The organism is Planomicrobium stackebrandtii, assembly GCF_030814955.1.
GTDB classification, from domain to species: domain Bacteria; phylum Bacillota; class Bacilli; order Bacillales_A; family Planococcaceae; genus Planococcus; species Planococcus stackebrandtii.
Window position 1 is genome coordinate 310,855 of sequence record NZ_JAUSWB010000005.1, and the last position, 25,497, is coordinate 336,351.

Genomic DNA, 25,497 nt, shown 5'->3' on the forward strand with positions numbered 1-25,497 from the left:
CAGGAAGCAGAAGGATTTTATTTATTTCTTCCAAGCCCAATGTTGAATAACTGCGTAAGCAATTCAACAATAATTAGATTTGTAATCGACTGGAAACAAAGTATAAATTGTTGCTTTTAAAATATTGAATATTGAAACTTATTCCAGTAGTAACCGTATAATAATACTAAGAAGTCATGGGTGATGGAAGCAATGACTGAAATGAAAAGGGGTGAAATATATGCATTGGATGATGTGGATCTTTTGGGGTTCCTTGGCAGCTTTATTTGCCGGTAGTTTTCTTGTGGATGTTTTGACTCGGGGAAAATACAACTTAAATAAACAGGAAAAGACTTTGAACCAGAATTTAGCCGAAGCAGAGGCTCGCAGGGATGCTGGACGGGATAACAATCAAGGTGGAATGTTTTAAATGAATGAACGGAATTGGTTATATAACTAACGGATACCATGAGCTTGGAGCAGCATTTCCCAGCTCATTTTTTTGTTCGTTTGTTGGTTAGAAAACATAGCTTTCTTTTTTGAGAGCAGACATTACCGAATCCGGTAAATCAAACGAGATTGGCTTGCTGATATGAGAATGAACTTAAAAAGAGCTAGAAACGAGAAGAACAGTTAATTACCTTGGTTCAGTATTTAAAAAACCAACCTAACGAATTTTAAAAAGCTGGCCAAATCTAAACGGTAGCTTTGAACAAAGACTCTGAACTGAATGTAACTTATGTGCAGTTAAGTTACATTCAACTCTTTTGTTAAATAGAGAACGATAAGGGGAATTGTTAAGAAAAGGTCAATATAGTACTTAATCTTTTTAGCGATAGAGGAGAGATTACAATGAAAAGGATTCTCTTATTAATAGCTTTTACGTTAGTAGTACTAAGTGGTTGTAGTAATAGTGATGAGTCAATAAATTTTTCAGGCGAAAGTGAGAACTGGAAAGTAACCTATTTGCTTAAGAATCTGGGGGACGGTGTTCGAGAGTCTTCGGGAACAATCGAGTATATAGGTGAAGAATCAAAGCCTGAAGAAGTAACCTTTCAATTTTTCTACAAGAAGGACCAAGAATCATTTGGAGGTTCACGTACTTTAAACGAAGATGGCAGTTATGCCGAATTTGATTCTACAACGTGCACAACATGTGTTATGTATGCTGAGGATGATGAAATCCCTGGAGTAATTGAATGGGATGAACAAAAAGAAAGTTTAGTTTTGACAAGTAACTAAAAGTTTATTTAATGGCTTTTCTAAATTTGACTGTAACTTATTGTGAATTAAGTTACAGTCAATCTTCATTCTTTACAATCCATGTTCTGGGTGGGAAATATTTAGCTAACTTCTCAATTGTTGAGAAGTGGGATTCGGTTGTATAGAGGTTAAACCCATTCCCGTCATTCCAAATTTCCATAACCGTTGAGGCCCCGTTCATGTCAAAGTGTGGCCATATCCAGGTCTTCTCGCGTCCAAACCAACTCTTATATATCACTGGTTTATACACGATATTATCGGAAAAAGAAAATGCGTAGAAGTTATTACTAGATGCTATCCCAAAAGTTTCTTGTAGAACATAAGTCAGGGAAGAAGGGGTTTCTATGGTGAGTTTAAAAACAGGAAAGCGTTTGTTTTTCAGCCCCTCGAATCTTAATGTGTATTCAATATTATTGCGTTGAGAAAGGCGTTCTAAATCCTTTTCCATCCCACTAAACGGTTCAAATGTAAGAAAGATTGGAAACAGGGCTTTTGTACAAATGAAATCAATTAGCATTTCACATGTCGAATCAGAATCAGGATCATTAGCCGATTCTGAGGGGCCCATATAAAACTTTACAAGGTTTTGAACGTTGTCACATAAGAACATTTCTCCATCCGACCTAATAGTTTCAGGAATGATGTAAACCTTACTCATAAGTTTTGCCTCCTTTACATTAAAGAATATCTCTAGTTCTTAGTATCACACTTTTATCTTTAATTTGCAGTTTACATAACGTTAGCTGAATGTAACTTATTAGCAATTAAGTTACATTCGAATTCCGCATTCTAAGGACTTTATCAGGAAATTTATCAAAACTTTTTTCATGAGAAAAAATAATACATTCAAAAGGCTGCTCTATAAGGTTTTGAAGATTTAATTTGAAAAGATCCCGGTTTGCATATCCCGATTTAAAAGAAGCTGCATACATTCAAAACGGGGAGAAGAGGCTGATCAAATTGCATCTTACTCTCCCCTTTGTCTGTACAAATCTCCTTAGGCAAAAGATTACTCTAATTCACATTCACCACTGGAAACTTTTTGTGAAAGCGCATCGTTATTATAAATAAATTCGACTGGATATGATAATCTGCAAGATAAAGAAATGGCAGCTTTAATTCATTTATAAAGTAAAGATAAGTTAAAACCATCAAGATAAACAGAGATAAGTAAAAGAAGCATCTATCTATTTTCTGGAGGTAAAATCATGAAGAGGAATAAAAGAAACACGTTAGGCTATTTATCAATACTAGCTGCAATAACCAGTATAGTTTTTTTCTTTTTGCCAATAGATGATAGAACAGATGCAATTATAATTGGGTTGATTTCGTTATTGGGGATAGGATTTGCTTTAGGATCTAAAGAACTGTGGTACGTCCTCGCAGGAACTCTATCAAACCTTGCAATGTTGGGAATGGCTTATCTTTTATTAATTGGCGCAGAGTTTAGCAAACTATAAGTTAGGGGCGTTTAGATAAAAAATCAAATTTTGTACGATGATATTTAACTTATACCATAGTTGTATGCTTATGATTTGGTAATGGAATGCAAGCGAAATGAAAACTGAAATCGAAATAGCAGAAGATATGAAGGAAGGTGAGAGGCTGATTAAAGCCTATCTTTTCTTCTTTTTTTCTATAAAAAGCTTTTTTTATTTTGATTTTGAGGTAGGGTTAAATTTGTGGTTGGAAACGGCCTTCAATTAAAAATAGAAAGGGGGATATAGAATGCTTAGCATCTATAAATCCTCTCCCGATGGAATTTTAGAAGTCGTTGAGAACTTTGAAAACAACTGCTGGATCAATATTACCGCGCCGACAAAAGAAGAACTCGAGAGAGTATCCCAACTTTGCAATATCCCGATTGAGTTTCTGGAAGACCCGTTGGATTTAGAAGAAACGGCCCGCATTGAATACGATGAAGAGGCGAATAGTACGTTGATTATTAATGATTTTCCGATAGTCGACTCCAATAATAGTCAGTTTAATTCGTACATCACCATTCCGATCGGCATAATCGTGGGAGCCGATTACATCGTAACGGTTTGTCACCAGCCGAGCAGCTTTTTAAACGACCTTATAAAGAAAAATGTCAGCACCTTAATGAAAAGCCGTTTTGCATTAGAAGTATTATTGGCCATCTCAACTCAGTATTTAGATAACTTAAAGCAACTGAATAAACACCGGCTTAAAATAGAAGGCAACTTGCGTGATTCATTAACGAGCAAGCAGCTTTACGACTTAATGGAAATCGAGAAAAGCTTAGTGTATTTTCTCACTTCCTTAAAGTCTAATGGAGATGTCATCACCAAGCTGTTTCGTGTTCATTCCATTAAATTATATGAAGACGACCAAGATCTCCTGGAAGATGTGAAAATTGAAAATAACCAAGGAATTGAAACCACCGAATTGTATACGAGAATATTGAATAGTATAACGGGTTCCTATTCTTCGCTGATATCCAATGAGTTGAACAATACAATGAAAACTCTTACCCTATTTACCGTTTTTTTAACGCTTCCTACACTGGTGTTCAGTTTCTTTGGGATGAACGTGACATTGCCGATTGAGAATCAAGACCCGGTCTCTTGGGTGATTACACTGGCAATCGCCTTGGTCTTTGTGGTTTTAATCGGCTTGGCGTTATGGAGAAGAAGGATCTTCTAAAATTGTTCAATTACCGTCAAAGATTGCTTTAGTAATTTAAAGAATTTCTATTAAAGTATTTAAAGGAGGATTTGGATGAGCGGCAAAGAATTACTGTTCCATTTTAAACAGGAACTTAGTAACTATTCTCCAGAGCAGCTTCGGTATATCCCGAAAGAAGGCGTTTGGTCCATTGACCAGATGTATGACCATATAATTCTAGTGGCGCATGAGTACCTCGACAGCGCAGAAAGTTGTGCATCGCTAAATGAAGAACAACCGCTCGGAAAAACACGGACGGGAGAACAATTAATGAAAGCGGGCGGATTTCCGCCGGTTAAAATCAGGCTGCCGGATGAAATGAATGCACCACCCAATAATTCCGACAGCCAAGAACAGCTGGCAAGCAGGCTGGATGAACTGATTGGGAGATTGGAAAACTGGGAAGCAAAAGTGAACTTGATCAACCCGAATTATAAAGTTGAACACGGAGGATTCGGCTGGCTGAATGCAAAGGAATGGCTTGGACTTGTTGAAATGCACTCCCGACATCACCTGCGCCAGAAAGAAGAGCTGGAAAGTTATCTGTAAGATGAGTTTTGAAGGAACAGAGAAAGAATTGCGAAGAAGTAATTTAAGGGTTGGAAGGAGAGGAAATGATGGCGGAAAAGGGAATAAGCAAATATGAACAAGCCGAATTGCCAGTGTTTCAAAGTCATGAAGAAGCAATCGATTATTTTGAAGAGAAGTATGGAGAGAAGTTCGTATTTGAAGAGTCGTTAGATACCAGTGATGGAACTTGTTTCTTCTATCGATTGATTGTAGACGAAGAGGCTTATATAAAAGGGGTATCAGATTTGAATTCTACTGGATATGTCGGAGTGGAATTTATGAAAAGTTATCAGCCGATTCGAATTATGGAGAACGGCAGTATACATATTGCACATTAAAAAGAATCGAAGCTGTAAGAAGCGTCATATGTACATTGCGCATTGTATTTTCCAAGGACAGCTCGTTAAAGAAATCCAATCGAAAAAGGACGGAGAAAAAGATACTTTTTTCTCCGTCCTTTTTATGTGGATTTATTGGGTAGTACCGTCTTCTATTCTAAAGAACTGCTTGAAGAAAAAACTGCGACTGCACATAGTTGTATGTGACTTTGGAAAAGTCGAATGGCTGGCCATTGGTCAAGTGGAAAATAGATTCGACTTCCAATTTGGGATCGCCTTCTTTTAGCGCTAAGTAGCGGGCTTCTTCAACAGTCAGTTTGTCGACATGAAGAAACGTATCGGCAAATCCGATGCTCAACCCTAACCCTTCCGTAATGTAGTTGAAGATCGATTCGGTAATAATTTCTTTGTTTAAATAGGTAACAAGTGATTTATTGAAATAAGATTCCTCCAGGCACAGCGTCTGCCCATGGATAAAGCGAATTCTTTTTACATAGTACACATCGTCGTTGAGGCTGATATTCAAATTGAATGCTGCTTCTTTTGTCGGTTTTCGTACATCGAGTTCAATCACTTCGGAGGTGATTTGGAATTCTTCCAGCGTTTTTTTGAATCCTTGATTGGAAAGGAGGCTGATATAGCCTGTTCGCTTATGCCTTCTGACAAAAATACCGCTTCCTCTGACTTGGAAAACGACCCCTTTTTTCTCCAGCAGTTCCAATGCTTTTGTCACCGTACTTTTGCTTACATCAAATTGGAGCATCAGATCTTGAAGCACAGGCAGTTTATCGCCTTGCTGAAGCTTATGTTCTTCTATGTAATTTTCCAATTCATCTGCGATGTGCTGATATTTTAACATATGCATACCTCTTTGTTTTAGTGTCTAAAAGATACCCGAATTATACCATAAAGCATCCAAAAGCTCATTCAGGTAAATTTAGAATGAATAATTATATTGTTTGGTACTTGATTAATTGTACCGGTACAATTAATATGTAAGAGTATTCAAATAAAGGGGTGAGACAAATGGGAGCAAAAATCAGGGATTATTCAAAACTGGCAAAAGATATATTGGAAGCTGTGGGCGGGGAAGAGAACATAGTGAGTGCCGCACGCTGTGCCACTAGACTTCGCATTGTCTTGAAACGTTCAAAGCCGGAAGCCAAGGCTCATGTGTCGGAAATGCCGGGCGTGATCACGGTCGTTGAAAATGGCGGCCAGTTCCAAGTGGTCATTGGGCAGCATGTGGGAGAGGTTTATGAAGAGTTTGCAAACTTGGTTGAACTCGACACGACAGATGATGCCAGTGCAAACAAAGGGACCATTTTAAATCGCATCATCGCAACGATGTCCGCTGTTTTTGCACCATTTGTTTATATTTTAGCGGCAGCAGGTATTTTGCAGGGCGCATTGATTTTAATCAATTTGCTGTTTCCGAGTTTTGCGGCAACCGGGACGTATGAAGTTTTTAGCTTTATTTCTTGGGCACCATTTACATTTTTACCGATTTTCATTGCCATAACCGCATCGAATCATTTCAAGACCAATACGTTTATCGCGGTTGCCGCGAGTGCGGCATTAGTCAGCCCGACTTGGGCGGAGATGGCCGGACGAATTGCAGAGGGAGAAACCATTACATTCATGGGGATGGCATTGTCTCAGACAGTCTATACATCTTCTGTATTGCCTCCGCTATTTCTAGTGTGGATCCTGTCTTACTTGGAGCGATTTTTAAATAAGCGCATACACGAAATTGTGCGGCCATTATTTGTTCCATTGCTATGTCTGGTCATCATGGTTCCGGTGACCATTCTGTTGATTGGTCCGCTTTCTACGTTAGGAGCCAATGGAATTGCGAACGGCTATAACTTCTTAGCGGAAAACGCACCGGCCGTGGCTGGAGCACTCATTGGTGGATTCTGGCAAGTGCTGGTCATTTTCGGCATCCACTGGGGAGTCACGCCAATGGTATTAGCGAACTTCGATTTGTACGGCCGCGATTCTTTCCAGGCTTATCAAACGATTGCCGTCATTGCCCAAATTGGTGCTGTATTGGGTGTTATCATTAAAGCTAAAAGCCAGGCGACCAAAAAGCTGGGGATTTCAGCCGGCGTCACGGGACTGTTCGGCATTACCGAACCGGCCATTTACGGAATTACATTGAAATTCAAAAAACCATTTATTTTTGGGAGCATAGCGGGTGCAGTGGGAGCCATAACCGCAAGTTTCTTCAATCCCAATTACTTTGCGTACGCAGGATTGCCGGGACCTTTAACCATCGTCAATGGCATTAGCCCGGATTTTCCTTCATCAATTTGGGGAATCTTGATCGGGTCTGCGATTGCGATTATTCTGCCAATCGTATTGATTCAAATTTTTGGATTTGGTGAAAATGCAGCAGAAAATGCGAGTCCCGAGAACCCGGTGAAAGAACAACCAGAACCGGATTTCCAAAACTTAAACGAAGAATCCATCCATGCCCCGTTGAGAGGGCAAGTGATTCCGCTTTCAGAGGTTTCGGATAAAGTGTTCAGTTCAGGTGCGATGGGCAAAGGCGTTGCCATAGAGCCGCTGGACAACAAATTGTATGCTCCGTTTGACGGAACCGTCGTGATGATTGCATTGACGAAACACGCAATCGGCTTGCGTTCCAATTCAGGTGCTGAACTGCTTGTCCATGTCGGCTTGGATACCGTCATGCTGAAAGGAAAGCCGTTTACGCTGCACGTGGAAGACGGCGCAAAAATAAAAAAAGGCGATTTGCTTATGACGTTTGACCGGGAGTTTATTGAAAATGAGGGCATCAGAATAACGACACCTTTGATCATTACCAATACGGATTCTTATAAAGAAGTGATCATTGAGAATATTTTAGATGGCTTGGTCGGCGACAAATTACTGACAGTTGTTAAATAAGGAGAGAGATAAAATGGGAAAACTACCAAATGATTTTTTATGGGGCGGCGCTTTAGCCGCTCACCAATTTGAAGGCGGATGGGACCAAGGCGGAAAAGGGCCGAGCGTCGTTGATGTTATGACAGCTGGAGAACATGGTGTGGCAAGAGAAATAACGGAAACGATCCAAGCGGATACGTTTTATCCGAACCATGAAGCAATCGATTTCTACAGCAAATACAAAGAAGATATCGCTTTGTTTGCCGAAATGGGGTTAAACTGTTTGCGTACGTCCATCGCATGGAGCCGGATTTTTCCAAAAGGAGACGAGGCAGAGCCTTGCGAAGAAGGATTGCAGTTTTATGATAATGTATTTGACGAATTGTTGAAAAATGGAATTGAGCCAGTCATCACGCTATCCCACTTTGAAATGCCGCTCCACTTGGCAAGAGAGTACGGCGGATTCAGAAGCCGCAAAGTGGTCGACCATTTCGTCAAATTCGCAGAAGTTTGCTTTAACCGCTACCAGGATAAAGTGAAATACTGGATGACCTTCAACGAAATCAACAATAAAATGGACGTCAACAACCCGATCTTCCTATGGACAAATTCAGGCGTTGTCATTGGAGAAGGAGAAAATGCCAAAGAAGTGATGTACCAGGCAGGGCATCACGAACTGATTGCGAGCGCACTTGCTGTATCAAAAGGAAAGGCTATCAATCCTGAATTCCAGATTGGGGCAATGGTGTCCCATGTGCCGATCTATCCGTATTCTTCAAATCCGGCAGACGTCATGCTCGCAGAAGAAGAAATGAGACAGCGCTATTTCTTCCCGGATGTTCATGTGCGCGGCTTTTACCCAAACTACGTGTTGAAAGAGTTTGAACGGGAAGGCTACAACATCCAAATGGCACCGGGCGATGACGAAATCTTGAGAGACGGCAAAGTCGACTATTTAGGATTCAGCTATTACATGTCGACGACGGTAAAAAGCGATGTTGAAAATGACAATCTTGGCAGCATCGTCAACGGCGGATTGCCGAATGGCGTGGAAAATCCCTATATCCAATCGAGCGACTGGGGCTGGGCAATCGACCCTACCGGCTTGAGGTATACATTAAACCGCCTTTACGACCGCTACCAGATTCCTTTGTTTATCGTTGAAAACGGCTTTGGCGCAATTGACACTGTGGAAGAAGACGGTACAATCCACGATGCGCAACGAATCGACTATTTGAAATCCCATATCGAAGCCTTGAAAAAAGCCGTTACGTATGACGGGGTTGAACTGATGGGCTATACGCCATGGGGAATTATCGACATCGTTTCATTCACAACAGGCGAAATGAAAAAACGCTACGGCATGATACATGTCGACCGTGATAACGAAGGGAACGGATCCATGAAACGATCCAAAAAAGATTCTTTTGAATGGTACAAAAAAGTGATTGGGACGAATGGCGAAGAATTGTAAAAAGAAGTTAATAGTAAAGCCTGGAGGAGAGAAGCTGATTCGCAGCTTCTCTTCTTTTTATGTGCGTGGAAGTAATGGCGATGGATAGTTCGGGAAAATATTTTCCAGGAATTTTATATACAGTTGAACTATACAGTTTGACTGTGTAAAATAGAATTATATAGTTCAACTGTATAGGAGATGAATACATGAAGAGGCATAAATTGCTCCCGTTGACGGAAACGATGCATTATATTTTATTGGCTGTCAGGGAACCATTGCATGGATATGCTATCATGCAAAAAGTCGAATTGATGAGCAACGGGCAAGTCCGAATCGCTGCGGGAACTTTGTATGGAGCCATCGAAAACCTTTTGAAGTACCACTGGATTGAGCTTTTGCCGTCTGAAGATTCGAGGAGAAAAGTATATCGGATAACAAGTGAAGGGACGGATATTTTGGGAATCGAACAGGAGCGTTTGCAGCATATTCTTTCACTTTATGGAGGGGGCGCGAATCATGAAGAAGTTTAAGTTGTTTATGGATATTCAAAAAGAAGAAAACTGGTTGAATGCGATGGCCGAAAAAGGCTGGCTATGCAAACATGTAAGTTCAATCGGCATGTATGATTTTGAAAAAACAACAACTTCAGATCAGATCATCCGAATCGATTATCAATCCTTTAAAACAAAAGAAGCCAAGAGTCGCTATATCGAATTGTACGAAGAGTACGGCTGGCAGCATTTAGGAAGCACTTGGCTGCATTACTGGCTCAAACCGGCGGATGGAAAAGATGAACTGTTTTCAGACCAAGCATCGCAAAAAGCCTATCTCCACCGGTTGCTCGCCTATTACGGAACTATGGGGTTTTTGCTGCTGCTCATCACGTTTTCCATATTGAACAATTCTTCTCCTTATAAAAGCCTGAAAGAGGCATATTTCACACCAGGACTTTGGGAGAAGGAAGGCGGGCAGTTCCTCTTCTCTTTTTTATTCGAAACGCCTTTTGCGTTAATAAGGTTCGGCGCCCCGTGGCTTCTTCTTGTATGGGGGATAGCATTTGCATGGATGTATCTGAAATATTTAAAGCGGGTAAAGAAAGTGGAATAAGCAATGACTATTGATATGGCCATTAAAAAAGGGACACTGACTTTTTCATGTCAGTGTCCCTTTTTGTTGTATATTTTTTAGTCCGAAATAAAATCAGCAGCCGTACACGTGAATCCGGTTTTTTCCTTCTCTTTTTGCTGCATACAGAGCTTCGTCTGCTGTTCTGATCGTCTCTTCGATATTGATTGAACCGGATGCTTCCCAAAAAGCGGCTCCGATGCTGCAGCTGACAGAAGCGCTTTGCCCATCGAGCGAGTACGGCTTATTGATAGATGAAATGATTTTTTCTCCGACAATCTTTCCTCTGTTGGCCAGATCGCCTTTCCCTACTGGCAGGACAACTATAAATTCATCACCGCCTACCCTCGAAATCATTTCCCCTTCTCTGACAATCTTCTGCAGCCGGTGGGCTACTTGGATAAGAAGTTCGTCGCCTGCATTGTGGCCCAGTGTGTCATTGATCAGTTTAAATCCATCCAAGTCTATATATAAGACGATTGCCATTTTTTGTTTTTGAATAAATTCACGTAAGTAATAATCCAGAGCGTACCGGTTTGCCAACCCTGTGAGCTCATCCCGGTTGGCTACTTCCTTCATTTCCACTAAAGCCGATTCTGTATGAGTAAGATCTGAAACCAGTTTTCTTAACGAAAGGGATAAGGTTTCCAATTCCGATGTCCCCCGGTAAAGCGGAATCTGGACAAACTCCCCGAGCCTCAGGCGATCGGCTGCACCAGCGATGTTTTTTAATGGCGAAGTTAACCGTTCCGCAAGAAACCAGCCGATCACAGCGAAAAGAAGAACGAAGATTAGTCCGGATATGAGGAAAAACATCATAAGCTCTTTGGTAGGGGCATAGGCAACTTCCACTGGTTGTCTGACTAAAATCGTCCATCCCAACCCAGGATACTCCTTATAGCCATTTTCCATCATGTAGCCAGTGACATACTCTTTGTCATCCGGCCAAGTTTCAATAATCGACCCATTTTGGCCGGTTCTGGCCAACTCTATGCTTTCCACATTCAGCGGTTTTCCCAGCAGGTCATCAGGACCTAAAATAACAACATCATCTATTTTACTGACAATCAAAAACTCGATGCTGTCCCGATTTTTCAGCGAATCAAGCATAGAAGCCTCAACTTCTTCAACCCATTCCCAGCTTAAGTGAGTCGCTAAAACGCCTATAAAGTCGTCATTGTCGTCATAAATTGGAGTGCTGATATCGACGAACTTCATTTCTTCTCCCGTTGGGTTGGGCAGGAGATCAGCCAGCAATACTGCCTCGTGGACGTCGCCAATAAAGGTTTTTTCCAATGCCTCCAAATAAACCGGCCGTTCGGAAATATCGGCTCCTTTTAGGATTGAATCCGTAGATGCAACCACTGTTCCGTCTCGGTCCGTAAGCCCAATCCATGAAAACGATGGGAAAGTCGCCTGTGTTTGGTTGAGCATGGATTCTACTTCGTCCTGGTCCTCCAGCTGCCTGATATCGGACAAGCTGCTGAGCATAATGGTTTCGCCGTAGCGGGACCACATATACTGATCTAAATTATTCTCCATCAAATAAGCAGATTCACTAAGCGAGTTTCCGATTTCCACTTCGACCTGTTTGATCGAGCGTTCACCATAAACACCGCCGAAGATCAAAATCAGCAGGATGGTAGTGCCTGCAAAAATAATGGATAGTTGTGTCCGAAGACTTAACGATAAACGCATGACTCATCCTCCAAAGCTCATAAAAGTAAATGTTCTGTAATAGTAGGTTCTCGAAAAAGCTATGGAGCGTATAGAAAATTCGACCATAGAAAAAAGCCTGATTGGAAGGCTATAAAGATAGGATGGATTTTCACCCAAACTATAAATTTTTTCACTCTCACAACGAAGAAAGCAGAAAAATAGATTGGTTTTTATAAACACTCTCATTGTACAACTAAAGTTTTCCGGGCAATTAATAACTCGAAGTGAATAAAAGGTGGATATAATTACTTATTTTAAATACTTGCTAGAAAGAATTATATACAGCGTTTCCTCGACTTAATATAGTCTATATTAACTATTGCTTGTTATAAATTAAAAAAACTGTAATATTAGTCCAAAGAATTAGTTTATTATTATTTATTTTTATAGATGAGTGTGCGTGCGGGTTATAGCTAAAGGAGCGGATGCCGGACCCTATAGGACATGGGGAAGGACAGATTGAACTGCGTCAAGTATTTGAAGAGCCACACTAAAATTCCGCTAACGAGTATTTTGCTGAATGGCGATTTCAAAACTGAATACAAAGAAAAGCAGCCCAGGTATAGGTTTCAAAATACCTGGGCTGCTTTGTTTTGGTTCGGGTTGTTTACTTAATCGCGACATTATGCTGGACCTGGTCTTGATTGGTCCATACTATGGTTGTGCCTGGGGCAACTGTGACGGTTTCTTCCCCAAACTCATAGTCCGCAATATCTATGGCAACTTCACCCGTTTGTTCTGCGCCTTCTTCTACGATGACCGTCATTTCCATGACTGGATGGGGCTCGCAAAAGATCGAAAACTCGCCCGCTTCATTAAATACGTAACTGGTCATCTCACCATTTGACAATAAAGCAGAAGCGGCACCGCTCTCAGCTTCCGGTGCGCTGTCTTCGGCAGGTTCCTCTTCTGGTTGTTCCGTAGGTGCTTCTTCTTCCTCAATAGTTTCTTCTTCTGTACTTGTCTCTTCCTCCGCTGTGTTTTCCTGTTCCACAACTTCTTCTTCAGCACTCTCGTTGGCTGTCGGCTGCTCTTCTCCACAAGCTGCCAGTGAAAGAATTCCGGCGGCTAGTAGTAATCCGAACTTTTTATGGATCATTTTTTCTCCTCCTCTACTTTGTTCTTTCTTATAGAACGTAAGAAAAGTCGAAGTAGATTATCGTTTGTCAAAAATATTTTCTTTGAGAGAACGAAAAACACGCATATTTATCTACCCACTATTATACAGAGAAGCAAATGCGGAAAGAAAAAAGAAGCTCTCTAATGAATGAAAATAAAACCTTCTATATAAGGTGAAATTAAGAGCCATCATATTATCGACCGGTTTATCCGGTTTGAGTAGAGCAAAGAAGCATGCTCCTGCCCCAGTGCGCCGCGATTGAGGCCGCGCAATAGTGTCGAAAGAACATGGGTTTCATCGATTCACCCGCGGAATTTCAGCAGTTAAGATGAATAATTCAACTAAATCCAATTAACTTTAAAATAAAGTGATCTAAATGATTTGCCTGTGCGTTATTCCTATATAACCAAAAAAAAGAAAAAGGGAGCGATACTTTATGAAATTAAACAAATGTCTTTTAGCACTTCCACTATCATTAGCCTTATTGGTACCAACGGCGGCATTGGCAGATAGCCACGGCCATTCAACTCCGGCAAGCGAAACGGCGATGGAGTCAAGCACGGCGACACCGGCCGCAGAATTACGCATTGCACTTGATACCGTATTAACGGAACATGCCTTTCTAGCGGTTGAAACGATGCGCAAAGGCGCAGATGGAGCGGAAGATTTTGATCAAGCTTCTGCAGCTCTTCTAGCTAACTCCGATGACCTGGCCGCAGCCGTGACTTCGGTCTACGGTGAAGAAGGCGGAGCGGCATTCCTGGAAGTGTGGAATTCGCACATCGGCTATTTCGTTGATTATGTAGTTGCAACTGGTGAAGACAACCAGGAAGCGAAAGATCAGGCGTTAGCTGCTTTGGAAGAATACAAAGTGGAACAATCGGCCTTCTTTGATACGGCAACAGAAGGACTCTTGCCAGCCGCAGCGGTTCAAGAAGGACTGGACGTGCACGTGGATCAGCTGATCACGGCGTTTGATGCGTATGTAGCGGGGGACTTCGAAGCGGCTTATGCCGGCGAACGCGAATCGATCCACCACATGAGCATGTTCGCGGAAAGCTTGTCGATTGCCATCACGACGCAATTCCCAGAGAAATTCGACAACACCAACCCGGATACCCCGGCAGTGGACTTGCGCGCTACGTTGAACGCGACGTTCACGGAGCACGCTGGACTTGCGGCCATGGCGATGCAAGACGGTGCTGACGGCGCGGAAAGCTTTGACCAGGCATCAGCTGCACTTTTAGCCAATGCGGATGACCTGACGGCTGCCGTCACGTCTGTCTACGGCGAAGAAGCCGGCGCACAGTTTGATGAAACGTGGAAATCGCACATCGGCTATTTTGTCGACTATGTAGTTGCGACAGGTGAAGAGAACACAGAAGGCCAGGAACAGGCACGTGCGGAACTGGATGAATACATCGTGGAACAGGCAGCCTTGCTGGATTCGGCAACAGAAGGACGCGTTCCGGCGGATGCACTGGAAGAAGGCTTAACAGCACACGTGGAACAGCTGTTGACCGCATTTGATTCATACGTAGCAGGCGATTACGAAACGGCGTACAGCTCGATTCGTGAAGCGTATGCACACATGACGATGCCGGCAGCTGGCTTGTCTGCAGCGATTGTGGACCAGTTCCCGGAAGAATTCGGGGCAACGGAAATGCCATCGGAAATGCCTGCGACAGGCATGGGCGGCACAGCGGATACCGGATCATTCCCATTCCTATGGGTACTGGCTGGCTTAATGCTTGCGGCTCTGACGACGGCAGTAGCTGTTCGCACACGTAAGCAGTAAGCTTTGTTAAAGATGATAAAAAGCTAGCCTAACCGGCTAGCTTTTTGTTTTCCGCAACAGCAGCCTATTCCCTGATAATGCAAAAGGAGAGATTCAATGATGAAGATGGAATGTGACCTTGTGATAGATTGCTTCAATGGATCTCTGCCATTTGATAAACAGTGGGAAGAGAGAATTGAAAAGCACTTAGCGGTTTGTCGGGAGTGCCGGGAACTTGCAGCATTAATGAGCGAACTTCCCGAATTAATGAATGAAACAACATTCTTTAACGGTATGAAAGCCAGGATATTGGCTATAGTATTTGAAGAAGGGACGGATTCCAGCTCGGCATCACTTGGCTATAGTATATAGTGAAGGGGAAAGCCAAAGCCAAGAAATCGGAAATGAGGGAATAAGGGATGAAAAAAATTATAACGCTACTCGTACTAGCTATTTTTTCGCTGCCTTTGATCGGGCAGGCGCATACGACGCTGTCTTCGTCATCACCTGCAGAAGGAGAAGTCATGGTTGAACCGTTGGAAGAAGTGGTTCTGACTTTTGGAACTGTCATCGAACAGGGAAGCTCGATGACGTTGGAAAGTGAAGGAACTACTTATGAATTTGACGAAATCACACTTTCAGATAGTGTCATGACGGGATCTCTGTCGGAAGAACTGCCAAATGCGGCTTACACCATCCGCTGGGAAATCATTGGAGCAGATGGCCATCCGATAGAAGGCGAAGTGCCGTTTGAGTTGAATGTTGAAGCAGTTGCAGAGGAACCTGCGGCAGAAGAGGCAGAAACAGAAGAAGAACCAACAACAGAAGAAGCTGTAGTTGAAACAGAAACTCCAGCTGAAGAAGAGAATGCTGTCCAACCCGCAGAAGATGAAGGAAACTCGATAATTACAGTTTTCCTTGTGGCAGCATTGCTGGCAGTCGTGTTTATCGCTTACAGGCTATTGAAGAAAAAGTGAAAAATGATTAATTGTTGCAGGAAAGTGACTTTAAGATAAAGAAAAAGCTTACAGCGCCGAAAAATCGGTTCTGTAGGCTTTTTCTGTAACTCAGTTATAAAGTTTATGGTTAAGCAGTTGGCATTCCGCCGGTTATGCTGTAAATTTGTCCGGTCACGTAGCTGGATTCGGTTGAAGCCAGGAATACGTAGACAGATGACAATTCAACAGGCTGTCCTGCGCGGCCAAGTGGAGTCTCAGGTGTGCCTTTTCCGAATTCCGGAATGTTTTCCTGAGGCTGTCCGCCTGAAATTTGCAGAGCTGTCCAGATTGGGCCTGGAGCAACTGAATTTACACGGATGCCCTTCTCTGCCAGTTGTTTAGATAGGGCTTTCGTGAAGCCGATAATGGCAAATTTCGTTGCTGCGTAATCGAGCAGCATCGGGCTCGGGTCAAACCCTTCAACAGAGCTGGTCGTGATGATGGAAGCCCCTGCAGGAAGATGCGGAAGTGCTGCTTTTACCGTCCAGTACATGGAATAGACGTTGACTTGGAAGGTTTTTTCAAGCTGCTCTATCGGCAAATCCAAAATGTCTTCGACCGCTTGCTGTTTGCCTGCCACTAATGCCAGGATGTCCAGTCCGCCAAGTTCCGAATGTGCCTGTTCGACAAGTTCTTTGCAAAAAGATTCGCTGCTCAAATCTCCCGGGATCAAAATGGCTTTGCGCCCTTCTGCTTCGATCAGTTTTTTGACTTCTTCTGCATCCGGCTGTTCCACCGGCAAATAGTTGATGGCGACGTCTGCGCCTTCTCGTGCATAGGCAATAGCGGCTGCACGGCCGATTCCAGAGTCACCGCCGGTTACAAGCGCTTTGCGTCCGGTTAGTTTGCCTGATCCGGTATAGCTCTTTTCTCCGCAATCGGGAAGCGGGCTCATTTCGTTTTGAAGGCCGGGCGGCTCTTGATATTGTTTCGGAAAGTCTTCCGTTGTGTATTGCGTTCTCGGGTTTGGGATATTCGACATTTAAATCGCTCCTCATAGTGGTAAAAGATGGTTTCTCTTTCTGTCTACCACTAAAAAGCAGGGTGAAACCTGCCGAAGAGAATGTAAGCGCTCCATGAAGAAAAATGTTGTGATTTACTCTATCTATTACTACATAAGTTGAACTTGAGAATTCTTATTTTAGAAACCGCTTCTGCCGGATTTGGGCATGCCTCCCATGATAAACCGCGAAGAACACCCATCTTATCGCTCCGCCCAGCAGGCGTTGAACCATTTACATAGCAAAAAAGGAGCTCGTGTGTTCCATTCTCCAACTTGAAGAGATGAGGAATATGCGCCGACAGCTGCGAAATATCGGCGGCTGAAGATTATTAGTTCAACTTATATAGATTGAGAGAGAGTATATTAGATCATTTCCTTTGATGGAGCCATAAAAACTAAAACAAATGTTAACCCGAGAACCCAACTGCTGCTAACACATCAGCAAGAATCCTACTTCCAAAAATTCTGGTAATCGTGAATGTATGTCTCTATTTTTCTTGGCTGCTTGCCTGTCACTTTTTGATAATCAGAAGTTACGCCTTTCGCCAAGCCCAGTTTGGTGGGGAAGTGGATGCCGACGACGACATTAATGAACCCTTTATCTTTTCCGTGGCTTACCATATATTGCTTGAAATCTTTCGCCGATGGATTTGTGTAGGATATGGCTACGCGAAGAACATGGGTCATCTTTTCAGCTACTTGTGAAAAATTCAACGCTTCAGAGCCTGTGATCGTATAAGCTTTATTTTTATGGAGCTGTGGATCTTGAAAAGATAAAGAAACCACCTCAGCCAAATCGCGAACGTCGACAAAGCTTGTTTTGCCCTTGCCAGCCGGAACAAAAATACGTCGATTTTCTTTGATTTCCTCGCGTAAAAAGTCGTTCAGGTTTTGCATGAAATAGCCGGCACGGACAAAGGTATACGGAATACCTGATTTTCTAATCAGCTTTTCGTTTTTATAATGGTGGATAAACGGCAAAAATTGGGCGTCTTTTACTGACAAATAGGTAATATGCTGAACTTCCATTTGTTTTGCTTGCTCCAGAAACTCAGCAAATCGCAGGCTTCCACCTGGTGGATACATTAAAAAAATTTGGTTAACCCCTTGCAATGCTCGCTTAAAAGTGTCTGGATCAGCAAAATCCAAAGCGACAAAATCATATTTATTGCCATAATGCTTGATGGCTTTTTCGGTATTGCGGACTGCACACTTGAATAGCAGGCCTTTGTTCCTTAAACTCTGAGCAACCTCATAGCCTGAATTGCCAGTAAAACCGGTCACCAGAACAGTCATTAGAGTCACCGCTTTCTGTCAAATTTGCTTTCTAACCGCAATTGGTATGGACGATTGCCTAACCAGCATCCACCTTTGGATACGAAAGAGCCTCTTGTATTAAACTTTTTCTGTAGCTTTTTCCTCAATGTCTTTTCGTTTGGCATAGAAATTGGATATGATTGTTTTGACAACGGCGTAAAAAGGAACGGCCAGTATGATGCCCCAAATGCCGGCAATATTCCCGGCGGCTAGTATTAAAGTGATAACGGTTAGTGGATGGACATTCAGTGCGTTGCCCATGATGTTCGGCGTGATGAGATTCCCTTCAATTTGCTGTGCCAACAGCATAATAATGGCTACGTACACTGCCATAATAGGATCTTGAACCAGTGCAATAATCATGGCTGGAATTACTGCGATATAAGGTCCAAGGAAAGGGATGACATTAGTCGCGACTCCGATTAAAGCGAGCAGGAACGCATAGTCAAGTCCAATGATCAAGTATCCGATCAGCAGCATGGTACCTACAATCAAACTCACAAATAGCTGACCCACAATATAGGACTTTAAGGTTTCATCTATATCATGCAAAGTTTTGCGAATCCAGGTTTTTCGTTCTCCAGAGAAAAACTGAGCAACAAATGGTGCAAACTTACGGTGGTCAATTAAAATATAAACCAGGAAAAAAGGGACGAGGATGAGCGCAAGAACACCTGAAAACAATCCCATTAGGAACGCCAGGAACCAAGAGCTGATATTGCCGGCCAAATCAGTGAATTGTCCAGTCAGCCCGTTTACTTGTTCTCGTACAGAATCCGGCAAATGTTCGCGTTGGTTCAAAAGGTATTGTCCATATTCTTCTGCTCTTTCGATAATTTCCGGGCCATTATCCGCCAGTGAATTTATTTGCTCAGAAACAATTGGTGCAAGCAAAATATAAAATAGCCATAAAAGGAGACCCATTAACGCAAAAATAAGTAAGATGGCTGCCCATTTGGGAAAGTTCTTTTTTTGCAGAAAATGAAGGATGGGCCGAGTTAAATAAAACAGCACTCCGCCAATCAGCAACGGCAAGAAAATCGTTTCAACAACTACGAAAAGTGGTGAAAATACACCTTGCACTTCGATAAATAAACGAATGATGACTAAAGTCAAAATAATTGCGACAGCTGTCTGAAACCAGACTTTATGTGTCATTAGAACACTCCTTTCGATATGTATAAATGTAGAGTTAAAGGTGTGTAGCAAAACAGATACAACTATAGCGGTCAAGAAGCCTTTTTTTGGTCATAGTCCACTTTTAGCACAAGTACCCTTAACGGTATCACTTTAATCTGCATAATTTGAATCCATAGAAAAAGCGGATTGCATATTGCTGCAATCCGCTTTGTTCGTTCAAGCATTTTTATTGGTTTCAATCGTCATGTCCAAATTTTGCTCCATATAATCTTTGCCCCATTCGTACATGGAGTCAAGAATGGGAATCAGGCTGCGTCCCTGGTCGGTAAGAGAATACTCGACTTTAGGGGGCACAACCGGATAGATTTCGCGATGTACAATCAAGTGTTCTTCCAGTTCACGCAATTGAGTCACAAGCATGCGCTGGGTGATGCCTGGCATCAGATTTTTCAGCTCGCCAAACCGTTTTGTTCCTTCTTTGCCTAAATGCCAGAGGATCAACATCTTCCACTTTCCGCCGATGATCGAAAGCGTCAGTTCTTTTTCGCAATTAAAGCTTTTTTCTCCCAAGTTGGGCATGGTCTTCGCTTCCTCTCTCCGCTGCGGCCACTTTCCGCGGTTCCAGAATAAACGCATCAATCGCATGGCGTACACCTTCGTCATTGTTGGTAAGCGAGGTGTAGTCGGCAATCTCTTTCACTTCCTGTACAGCATTGCCCATGGCGATGCCAAAGCCGGCCGCTTTGACCAGCTCAAAATCATTGTGGTTATCGCCGATCCCGATAATTTCAGAGCGGTCGATGCCAAGATGGTTCGCCAGGAACAAAAGAGCAGTTCCTTTGTTTGCTTCAGGATGCGTCACTTCCAAGTAGTTCTTTTTGGACTTCTCGATATAGGCCGAGTCGCCGAATATTATCTGCAATTCTTTTTGCAGAAGATCCAATACATCGGGTTCGTCGATAAAGAGCAGTTTCGTAAACCCTTTTTGCGCGAGCCTCATCAAGTCTGGTTCTACTGCATACGGTACTTGGACAGCATTGGCATAAGCGATCAGCTTGTCCGTTTCCGCAGCCCCGTAAAGAATATCGTTTTGATAGACTTGCAAGTGAATGTTTTTCTCACGGGCAATGTGGATTAACTTTTTGGCAATGTCAGGGGAGACGGCACGCTCATACAATGCGTCCGCTTCCCCTACAGCCTTGATCATAGCACCTTGGTAAGTGATCAGCGGTGCATCGATTCCCAACTGCTGTGCCACGAGTTTTGCGGAAGAGAACATCCTTCCCGTCGCAATCGTGACCACCGTTCCCAGTTCTATCGCTTTTTGGACGGCAGCCACGGTTCCCGGTGAAATGGTCAGTTCGTCTGTGAAGAGCGTTCCATCAAGGTCGATCGCAATCATTTTATACATAGGTTTGCTCCTTGGAATTTCTTTTGCCAACTTTAAAAATTCAATCCTTCAAACAGCATGACTCTGGCAGGAGAAGCATCGGTGCCGGCTAATTTTAGCGGCGCTGCCACCATAAAGTATTCGCCTTGCTCAACTTCCTTCAAGCGCAGGCCTTCGATGATGATGATGTCATGGGCGAATAATGTTTTATGCGTTGGGTGGCCTTCCTGGCTTCGTTCGATTCCAAGGGCGTCTGTTCCCACTCCGCGAATCCCGAGCTCTGCAAGGTAGTTTGCCCCGTCTTCTGCAAGGTAGATAAAGTCGAAATTGAAATGGTCGTCAAAAGAGTTTTTTGTTTTAAATAGAACAAAGTCTTCCTTTTCAATCTCGAACCCTTCCAGGTCCGCTTTTGAAATGCCATTCTCGGATGCCGTCAAATCCAGCACTTTGCATTGCCCTACAAGTTTGTCCAACGAAATCGATTCAAACGTTTCGCCGCCAACAGTCATATGAAGCGGGGCGTCGATGTGCGTTCCTGTATGGACATCCATCTCCAAACGTGTTTCTGTCACATAGCCGTTTGTCAGCTGATTTAGTTTTGGCTGTTTCTCCGGTTTGTCTTTATATACGGCCATTCCTTCAAAAATTTCACCTGTTACATCATACATTTTCATCCAATCAATCCTTCCGTTGCAGATAGTTTCTTTCACAGTATGTTCAGCTTGGCATGCTTTTTGGGCGTCTGTCCAGTGAAAGTGCTTGGACTATTCCCAGCTTTGGGTCTGTGGAACAAGAAAAATAAGCATGAGCCTAAAAAATTCAGGCTCATGCTTATTTATTTTACTCTAAATTGGCATGCCTGCCGTACATAGTATCGGATTCGAGCCCTTTTTTATCCATAAATCTCAGAATCACCGCATCGTAGAATAGGAGAAGCGACTGCTCAAACAGTGAGCCCATCGGTTGGATGGACTTGCCGCTGGCACCGTCCGCTTTTGCTTGAGCCGGAATTTCAATTGTAATGTCTGCGAGACTTCCAATTGCAGACTGAGGATTAATGGTTATAGCCACTACCAAAGCACCGATGTCTTTTGCTTTTTCTGTCATCGCTGCAAGGCTCTGGGTTTCGCCCGAACCGGAACCGACGATGAAAATATCATCGGGTTCCAAATTCGGAGTCACCGTTTCGCCTACCACATATGCATCCAAGCCGACGTGCATCATGCGCATGACAAAGGCTTTTGCCATAAAGCCGGAGCGGCCGCCGCCTGCGACAAATATTTTCTCTGCCTGCAGGATGCCGGTCACCAGCTTTTCAGCTTCTGTATCGTCAATAAGTGTTAGCGTCTGGTTTAGTTCGGCCAAAATTTCTTCTGTAAAGCTCGTGGTGTTCATGTTACACGGTCACGCTTTCTTTGATCAGGTTCTGGATTTTTTCAGCTTCTGCGCCTTTGTCGTCTTTGCTTGTGATGCCGCCGCCGACAATGATCAAGTCAGGTTGTGCTTTGATGACTTCTGGCAATGTTTCCAGTTTGATGCCGCCAGCTATAGCTGTGCGTGCGTTTTTCACGACGCTTTTAATGGTGCGCAAGTCTTCAAAAGAATCTTTGCCTTCTGCCTGCAAATCGTATCCAGTGTGGACACAGATGTAATCTGCTCCAAGAAGATCAAGTTCTGCCGCACGTGTTTTAACGTCTTTTACAGCAATCATGTCTACAAGAATTTTCTTGCCTTGTTTTTTCGCTTCTTCAACTGCGCCTTTGATAGATGAATCTTCTGCTTGTGCAAGGATTGTGACAATGTCTGCACCTGCCGCAGAGGCATTCGATACTTCATAAGCTGCAGCGTCCATGATTTTTACGTCTGCAAGAACTTCCAGGTTCGGAAACGCTGCTTTCATTTCTGTAACGGCTTTTAAGCCTTCTTTGTTGATGACCGGAGTTCCGATTTCAACGATATCGATAAAAGCCTCTACTTCTTTAACCAATTCGATTGCTTGTGGAATGTCTACTAAATCTAATGCTAGTTGTAATTTCATATATATGAATCTCCTCATATTCTTATTTTGGCTCACACTCAGTCTAAGTCCTACTGGCATTTTTGTGAAGTACGCACTTTGAAATCACATACTGACAAAAAGTATACCATCAGTGATGGCATGGATAGAATTGTTTCTGTGCCAGGCACCTAATGTGTTTTAAGCTGCGTACTTACATAAAGGGAGACAAGCTACTATAATGGAAGCTGTTGTGATTATCAGATGCGTTTACAAGCTGCAGAAAATAGAGTGATAGAGTGGGAGAGGTTTAGTGCATGAGTATCGAGAGTTTAACGGAAGAATTTAATCGTATAGATGAATTGGACGAATCTCAAAGAGAATGGGTCATGCAAGACATGACTTTTGTTTTGTTTGGAGCGACCGGGGATCTGGCACAGCGAAAGCTGTTTCCTGCGCTTTATAACTTATATCTTGATAACAAGCTGCCAGACACAATTTCGATTGTGGGGTTGGGCAGAAGAAATTACACAGACGGAGTGTTTCAAGAGAAAATAGAAAAATCGCTCCATACCTACTCCAGAAAAGCTGTTCAGTCAGCTACTTTGCAAGAGTTTTTAGAGAAGTTCCGGTATTGCATATTCGATGCAACCGAAACAGAGGCCTATCAACAGCTGGATGAACTCATCGAAAAAAGAGAAAACGAACTGGGCATTCCGCAAAATCGGCTGTTTTACTTGTCAGTGGCGCCAGGGTTAATCGATGGAATTGCTTCCAACCTGCACGCAACCGGAGTCTCAAAGAGCAGCGGATGGAATCGCCTCATTGTCGAAAAACCATTTGGCCGGGATCTGGAGACGGCAAGAACACTCAATCATAATTTGGGGAAAGTGTTCAAGGAAGAGGAAATCTACAGAATAGACCACTATCTTGGCAAGCCGATGGTTCAAAACCTGAAAACCCTGGTTATGGCAAATCCGGTGCTGGGGTCGCTGCTGAACCATCACCAAATTTCAAATGTCCAAATTACAGCGAGCGAGACGGTCGGGATAGAAGACCGGGCAGGTTATTATGACAAGGCCGGGGCGATTCGCGACATGGTCCAAAATCACCTGTTGCAGCTGGTAATGATGACTGCCGTTCATTTGCCGGACAACCTTATGGTAAATACAAGCCGGGTTAATAAGACCGAAATCATTGAGTCGCTTCAACCGATTGTAAAAGAACAGGCGCATCAGAACATTATCCGTGGACAGTACGAGTCTGGAGAGATTCAAGATTCTCCGGCTGCCGGGTACCGGGAAGAAGAGGGAGTCGCTGATCTCTCGAAAAATGATACGTATGTTGCCGCACGAATTGCGATTGACCATCCATCGTGGAGAGGGATTCCTTTTTATATCCGGACCGGCAAGCGAATGAATGAAAAATCTACTCAAATTGTCATTGAGTTTGAAAACAGAGCGATGGATTCAGAAATGCTAAAAGGAGCCGCTCCCAATTTAGTGATGGTTGAAATCAGCCCCAATGAAAGCATTTCGCTGCGCGTAAATTTAAAAGATGCTGCCAGCAACCAATTCAAGCCGGTTTGGACCAATTTGTCCACGAACTCAGAAGATCAGCCGGAAGCTTACGAGCTGCTGCTCTACGATGCACTCCGCGGCAACTCCACATTTTTTGCCAACTGGAGAGAAGTGGAACTGTCGTGGGAATGGATTCAACCGGTATTGGAAGCTTTCCAGGAAGATTTACTGCCGTTGCATTTTTATCCTGCCGGTTCAAAGGGTCCGAGAGCTGCCAATGAATTGTTGATGGCTGATGGATATAAATGGTGGTAGAAACCATTCTTGGCAAGAGCACATAGCTCCGCCAAAGATTAAAAAGACTATTCAGACATTTAGTTTGAAACTGAGAGGTATTTGTCATATGATAAAGGGGCATCAAGGAGTGAAAGTTCGTAATCGAAGAAGGATCACAATTTGAGGAGGAATTTATCTATGACAAAAATCGGTATCATCACAGGAACACACGTCCTGGACGCAACAGCGTGCAGGTTGCAGAATGGGTTAAGAGCATCGCAGACAAGCGCGGAGATGCGGAATATGAAATCGTGGATTTGGCGGATTACAATTTGCCGATGTATGCAGAGCCAATATCAGCTGCATATAGCCAGGATTACAAAACCCCTGAAGCGATTCCATGGTCTCAAAAAATTGCAGAACTAGATGGCTATGTCTTCGTTTGTCCGGAATATAATCATGGCGTAACGTCAGCGTTGAAAAATGCCATCGATTATTTGTATGTAGAGTGGAACAACAAAGCAGCAGGCATTGTCAGCTATGGTTCTTCGGGCGGCGTCCGTGCAGCTGAATCGCTGCGCATCATTTTAGCGGAGCTGCAGGTAGCTTCTGTCCGAGCCCATCCGGCAATGTCTTTGTTCACTGATTTTGTTAAGATGAGTGAATTCAAACCGGCAGATGTCCATGAAGGTTCGGTTACAACATTGCTCGATCAGGTCAACGCCTGGACCAATGCATTTGAACCTTTGCGGAATAAATAAAAAATCTTACAGTACAATCAATACCAAGAGCAGTCCGTTTTTCGGATTGCTCTTTTTGCGTTGAAGATCTTTTGGGGTCAATAAATTATCTTGAATCGAAAATAGTTGACAATAGACCGACTGGGTGTATATTTGAATTAAGCAATATTCAAATAATCAGATATAC

26 protein-coding genes and 1 pseudogene are annotated in these 25,497 nt (G+C 43.1%); 15 read left to right on the top strand and 12 right to left on the bottom strand.

Going from position 1 to position 25,497, the window contains the following annotated elements; genetic code table 11:
* The first annotated feature begins 220 nt into the window (after window positions 1-220).
* Both QOZ98_RS11260 and QOZ98_RS11265 read left to right on the top strand, forming a co-directional pair.
* Window positions 221-409, top strand: a complete 189-nt coding sequence (locus tag QOZ98_RS11260; RefSeq protein WP_142828619.1) for a hypothetical protein — start codon at window positions 221-223, stop codon at window positions 407-409.
* 422 nt (window positions 410-831) lie between these two features.
* Window positions 832-1,221 (top strand): lipoprotein, encoded by a 390-nt coding sequence (locus QOZ98_RS11265; RefSeq protein WP_308787539.1) that lies wholly within the window; start codon window positions 832-834, stop codon window positions 1,219-1,221.
* A 58-nt stretch (window positions 1,222-1,279) separates the two neighbouring features.
* Here the strand turns inward: QOZ98_RS11265 and QOZ98_RS11270 are convergent, their stop codons facing one another.
* Window positions 1,280-1,900 (bottom strand): hypothetical protein, encoded by a 621-nt coding sequence (locus QOZ98_RS11270; protein WP_308787540.1) that lies wholly within the window; start codon window positions 1,898-1,900, stop codon window positions 1,280-1,282.
* A gap of 550 nt (window positions 1,901-2,450) precedes the next feature.
* Here QOZ98_RS11270 and QOZ98_RS11275 point away from each other — a divergent pair.
* From QOZ98_RS11275 to QOZ98_RS11290, 4 genes are all read left to right on the top strand, one after another.
* Window positions 2,451-2,702, top strand: a complete 252-nt coding sequence (locus QOZ98_RS11275; RefSeq protein ID WP_308787541.1) for a hypothetical protein — start codon at window positions 2,451-2,453, stop codon at window positions 2,700-2,702.
* A gap of 268 nt (window positions 2,703-2,970) precedes the next feature.
* Window positions 2,971-3,909, top strand: a complete 939-nt coding sequence (locus QOZ98_RS11280) for a magnesium transporter CorA family protein (protein ID WP_308787542.1) — start codon at window positions 2,971-2,973, stop codon at window positions 3,907-3,909.
* Between the two features lie 75 nt (window positions 3,910-3,984).
* Window positions 3,985-4,479: a DinB family protein gene (locus tag QOZ98_RS11285; protein WP_308787543.1), complete on the top strand. Its 495-nt coding sequence runs from the start codon at window positions 3,985-3,987 to the stop codon at window positions 4,477-4,479.
* Between the two features lie 68 nt (window positions 4,480-4,547).
* Window positions 4,548-4,838 (top strand): hypothetical protein, encoded by a 291-nt coding sequence (locus QOZ98_RS11290; RefSeq protein WP_308787544.1) that lies wholly within the window; start codon window positions 4,548-4,550, stop codon window positions 4,836-4,838.
* A 157-nt stretch (window positions 4,839-4,995) separates the two neighbouring features.
* Here the strand turns inward: QOZ98_RS11290 and QOZ98_RS11295 are convergent, their stop codons facing one another.
* Window positions 4,996-5,697: a GntR family transcriptional regulator gene (locus QOZ98_RS11295; RefSeq protein WP_308787545.1), complete on the bottom strand. Its 702-nt coding sequence runs from the start codon at window positions 5,695-5,697 to the stop codon at window positions 4,996-4,998.
* Between the two features lie 167 nt (window positions 5,698-5,864).
* Here QOZ98_RS11295 and QOZ98_RS11300 point away from each other — a divergent pair, with 167 nt between their 5' ends.
* The 4 genes from QOZ98_RS11300 to QOZ98_RS11315 all read left to right on the top strand — a co-directional run bounded on the left by QOZ98_RS11300 (window position 5,865) and on the right by QOZ98_RS11315 (window position 10,296).
* Window positions 5,865-7,754: a beta-glucoside-specific PTS transporter subunit IIABC gene (locus tag QOZ98_RS11300; protein WP_308787546.1), complete on the top strand. Its 1,890-nt coding sequence runs from the start codon at window positions 5,865-5,867 to the stop codon at window positions 7,752-7,754.
* Window positions 7,755-7,767: 13 nt separating this feature from the next.
* Window positions 7,768-9,207: a 6-phospho-beta-glucosidase BglA gene (bglA, locus tag QOZ98_RS11305; RefSeq protein WP_308787547.1), complete on the top strand. Its 1,440-nt coding sequence runs from the start codon at window positions 7,768-7,770 to the stop codon at window positions 9,205-9,207.
* A gap of 188 nt (window positions 9,208-9,395) precedes the next feature.
* Complete coding sequence (locus QOZ98_RS11310; RefSeq protein ID WP_308787548.1) at window positions 9,396-9,719, top strand: PadR family transcriptional regulator; 324 nt, start codon at window positions 9,396-9,398, stop codon at window positions 9,717-9,719.
* On the top strand, window positions 9,706-10,296 hold the full coding sequence (locus tag QOZ98_RS11315) for a DUF2812 domain-containing protein (RefSeq protein WP_308787549.1): 591 nt from the start codon (window positions 9,706-9,708) through the stop codon (window positions 10,294-10,296). Before QOZ98_RS11310 ends, QOZ98_RS11315 begins: the two co-directional genes overlap by 14 nt.
* Before the next feature lie 93 nt (window positions 10,297-10,389).
* On the opposite strand, the gene QOZ98_RS11320 is transcribed toward QOZ98_RS11315, so the two are convergent.
* A complete protein-coding gene (locus QOZ98_RS11320; RefSeq protein ID WP_308787550.1) occupies window positions 10,390-12,012 on the bottom strand; it encodes a sensor domain-containing diguanylate cyclase in 1,623 nt (540 codons plus the stop codon).
* 628 nt (window positions 12,013-12,640) lie between these two features.
* Complete coding sequence (locus QOZ98_RS11325; RefSeq protein WP_308787551.1) at window positions 12,641-13,132, bottom strand: plastocyanin/azurin family copper-binding protein; 492 nt, start codon at window positions 13,130-13,132, stop codon at window positions 12,641-12,643.
* Between the two features lie 457 nt (window positions 13,133-13,589).
* On the opposite strand from QOZ98_RS11325, the gene QOZ98_RS11330 reads away from it, so the two are divergent.
* The 3 genes from QOZ98_RS11330 (at window position 13,590) to QOZ98_RS11340 (ending at window position 15,907) form a co-directional block, all read left to right on the top strand.
* The gene (locus QOZ98_RS11330) at window positions 13,590-14,951 is read left to right on the top strand and encodes a copper amine oxidase (RefSeq protein ID WP_308785682.1); all 1,362 of its coding nucleotides are present in this window, start codon (window positions 13,590-13,592) and stop codon (window positions 14,949-14,951) included.
* A gap of 96 nt (window positions 14,952-15,047) precedes the next feature.
* A complete protein-coding gene (locus tag QOZ98_RS11335) occupies window positions 15,048-15,302 on the top strand; it encodes an anti-sigma factor (protein ID WP_308787552.1) in 255 nt (84 codons plus the stop codon).
* 47 nt (window positions 15,303-15,349) lie between these two features.
* The gene (locus tag QOZ98_RS11340; RefSeq protein WP_308787553.1) at window positions 15,350-15,907 is read left to right on the top strand and encodes a copper resistance CopC family protein; all 558 of its coding nucleotides are present in this window, start codon (window positions 15,350-15,352) and stop codon (window positions 15,905-15,907) included.
* 109 nt (window positions 15,908-16,016) lie between these two features.
* Here QOZ98_RS11340 and QOZ98_RS11345 read toward each other — a convergent pair whose 3' ends face one another.
* The 8 genes from QOZ98_RS11345 to hxlA all read right to left on the bottom strand — a co-directional run bounded on the left by QOZ98_RS11345 (window position 16,017) and on the right by hxlA (window position 22,816).
* Window positions 16,017-16,910, bottom strand: coding sequence for an SDR family oxidoreductase (locus QOZ98_RS11345; protein WP_308787554.1), 894 nt, complete (start codon window positions 16,908-16,910; stop codon window positions 16,017-16,019).
* 471 nt (window positions 16,911-17,381) lie between these two features.
* Window positions 17,382-18,227, bottom strand: a complete 846-nt coding sequence (locus tag QOZ98_RS11350) for an SDR family oxidoreductase (protein ID WP_308787555.1) — start codon at window positions 18,225-18,227, stop codon at window positions 17,382-17,384.
* Window positions 18,228-18,326: 99 nt separating this feature from the next.
* A complete protein-coding gene (locus QOZ98_RS11355; RefSeq protein ID WP_308787556.1) occupies window positions 18,327-19,406 on the bottom strand; it encodes an AI-2E family transporter in 1,080 nt (359 codons plus the stop codon).
* A gap of 198 nt (window positions 19,407-19,604) precedes the next feature.
* Window positions 19,605-19,967 (bottom strand): winged helix-turn-helix transcriptional regulator, encoded by a 363-nt coding sequence (locus tag QOZ98_RS11360; protein ID WP_308787557.1) that lies wholly within the window; start codon window positions 19,965-19,967, stop codon window positions 19,605-19,607.
* The gene (locus QOZ98_RS11365) at window positions 19,939-20,799 is read right to left on the bottom strand and encodes a Cof-type HAD-IIB family hydrolase (protein WP_308787558.1); all 861 of its coding nucleotides are present in this window, start codon (window positions 20,797-20,799) and stop codon (window positions 19,939-19,941) included. Before QOZ98_RS11365 ends, QOZ98_RS11360 begins: the two co-directional genes overlap by 29 nt.
* 32 nt (window positions 20,800-20,831) lie before the next feature.
* Window positions 20,832-21,452 (bottom strand): cyclase family protein, encoded by a 621-nt coding sequence (locus tag QOZ98_RS11370; protein ID WP_308787559.1) that lies wholly within the window; start codon window positions 21,450-21,452, stop codon window positions 20,832-20,834.
* 166 nt (window positions 21,453-21,618) lie between these two features.
* Complete coding sequence (gene hxlB, locus QOZ98_RS11375) at window positions 21,619-22,173, bottom strand: 6-phospho-3-hexuloisomerase (protein WP_308787560.1); 555 nt, start codon at window positions 22,171-22,173, stop codon at window positions 21,619-21,621.
* Between the two features lies 1 nt (window position 22,174).
* Complete coding sequence (hxlA, locus tag QOZ98_RS11380) at window positions 22,175-22,816, bottom strand: 3-hexulose-6-phosphate synthase (protein ID WP_308787561.1); 642 nt, start codon at window positions 22,814-22,816, stop codon at window positions 22,175-22,177.
* 275 nt (window positions 22,817-23,091) lie between these two features.
* Here hxlA and zwf point away from each other — a divergent pair, with 275 nt between their 5' ends.
* Complete coding sequence (zwf, locus tag QOZ98_RS11385) at window positions 23,092-24,609, top strand: glucose-6-phosphate dehydrogenase (protein ID WP_308787562.1); 1,518 nt, start codon at window positions 23,092-23,094, stop codon at window positions 24,607-24,609.
* A 159-nt stretch (window positions 24,610-24,768) separates the two neighbouring features.
* A pseudogene (locus QOZ98_RS11390) lies at window positions 24,769-25,331 on the top strand (NADPH-dependent FMN reductase).
* Window positions 25,332-25,497 lie beyond the last annotated feature (166 nt).

Coding starts and splice junctions, on each gene's coding strand:
- QOZ98_RS11340 (WP_308787553.1), top strand. CDS start 15,350: ATGAAAAAAATTATAACGCTACTCGTACTAGCTATTTTTTCGCTGCCT.
- bglA (WP_308787547.1), top strand. CDS start 7,768: ATGGGAAAACTACCAAATGATTTTTTATGGGGCGGCGCTTTAGCCGCT.
- QOZ98_RS11280 (WP_308787542.1), top strand. CDS start 2,971: ATGCTTAGCATCTATAAATCCTCTCCCGATGGAATTTTAGAAGTCGTT.
- QOZ98_RS11290 (WP_308787544.1), top strand. CDS start 4,548: ATGGCGGAAAAGGGAATAAGCAAATATGAACAAGCCGAATTGCCAGTG.
- QOZ98_RS11285 (WP_308787543.1), top strand. CDS start 3,985: ATGAGCGGCAAAGAATTACTGTTCCATTTTAAACAGGAACTTAGTAAC.
- QOZ98_RS11350 (WP_308787555.1), bottom strand. CDS start 18,227: ATGACTGTTCTGGTGACCGGTTTTACTGGCAATTCAGGCTATGAGGTT.
- QOZ98_RS11325 (WP_308787551.1), bottom strand. CDS start 13,132: ATGATCCATAAAAAGTTCGGATTACTACTAGCCGCCGGAATTCTTTCA.
- QOZ98_RS11360 (WP_308787557.1), bottom strand. CDS start 19,967: ATGCCCAACTTGGGAGAAAAAAGCTTTAATTGCGAAAAAGAACTGACG.
- QOZ98_RS11335 (WP_308787552.1), top strand. CDS start 15,048: ATGATGAAGATGGAATGTGACCTTGTGATAGATTGCTTCAATGGATCT.
- QOZ98_RS11365 (WP_308787558.1), bottom strand. CDS start 20,799: ATGTATAAAATGATTGCGATCGACCTTGATGGAACGCTCTTCACAGAC.
- QOZ98_RS11330 (WP_308785682.1), top strand. CDS start 13,590: ATGAAATTAAACAAATGTCTTTTAGCACTTCCACTATCATTAGCCTTA.
- QOZ98_RS11345 (WP_308787554.1), bottom strand. CDS start 16,910: ATGTCGAATATCCCAAACCCGAGAACGCAATACACAACGGAAGACTTT.
- QOZ98_RS11300 (WP_308787546.1), top strand. CDS start 5,865: ATGGGAGCAAAAATCAGGGATTATTCAAAACTGGCAAAAGATATATTG.
- hxlB (WP_308787560.1), bottom strand. CDS start 22,173: ATGAACACCACGAGCTTTACAGAAGAAATTTTGGCCGAACTAAACCAG.
- zwf (WP_308787562.1), top strand. CDS start 23,092: ATGAGTATCGAGAGTTTAACGGAAGAATTTAATCGTATAGATGAATTG.
- QOZ98_RS11320 (WP_308787550.1), bottom strand. CDS start 12,012: ATGCGTTTATCGTTAAGTCTTCGGACACAACTATCCATTATTTTTGCA.
- QOZ98_RS11295 (WP_308787545.1), bottom strand. CDS start 5,697: ATGTTAAAATATCAGCACATCGCAGATGAATTGGAAAATTACATAGAA.
- QOZ98_RS11315 (WP_308787549.1), top strand. CDS start 9,706: ATGAAGAAGTTTAAGTTGTTTATGGATATTCAAAAAGAAGAAAACTGG.
- QOZ98_RS11370 (WP_308787559.1), bottom strand. CDS start 21,452: ATGAAAATGTATGATGTAACAGGTGAAATTTTTGAAGGAATGGCCGTA.
- hxlA (WP_308787561.1), bottom strand. CDS start 22,816: ATGAAATTACAACTAGCATTAGATTTAGTAGACATTCCACAAGCAATC.
- QOZ98_RS11355 (WP_308787556.1), bottom strand. CDS start 19,406: ATGACACATAAAGTCTGGTTTCAGACAGCTGTCGCAATTATTTTGACT.
- QOZ98_RS11275 (WP_308787541.1), top strand. CDS start 2,451: ATGAAGAGGAATAAAAGAAACACGTTAGGCTATTTATCAATACTAGCT.
- QOZ98_RS11270 (WP_308787540.1), bottom strand. CDS start 1,900: ATGAGTAAGGTTTACATCATTCCTGAAACTATTAGGTCGGATGGAGAA.
- QOZ98_RS11260 (WP_142828619.1), top strand. CDS start 221: ATGCATTGGATGATGTGGATCTTTTGGGGTTCCTTGGCAGCTTTATTT.
- QOZ98_RS11265 (WP_308787539.1), top strand. CDS start 832: ATGAAAAGGATTCTCTTATTAATAGCTTTTACGTTAGTAGTACTAAGT.
- QOZ98_RS11310 (WP_308787548.1), top strand. CDS start 9,396: ATGAAGAGGCATAAATTGCTCCCGTTGACGGAAACGATGCATTATATT.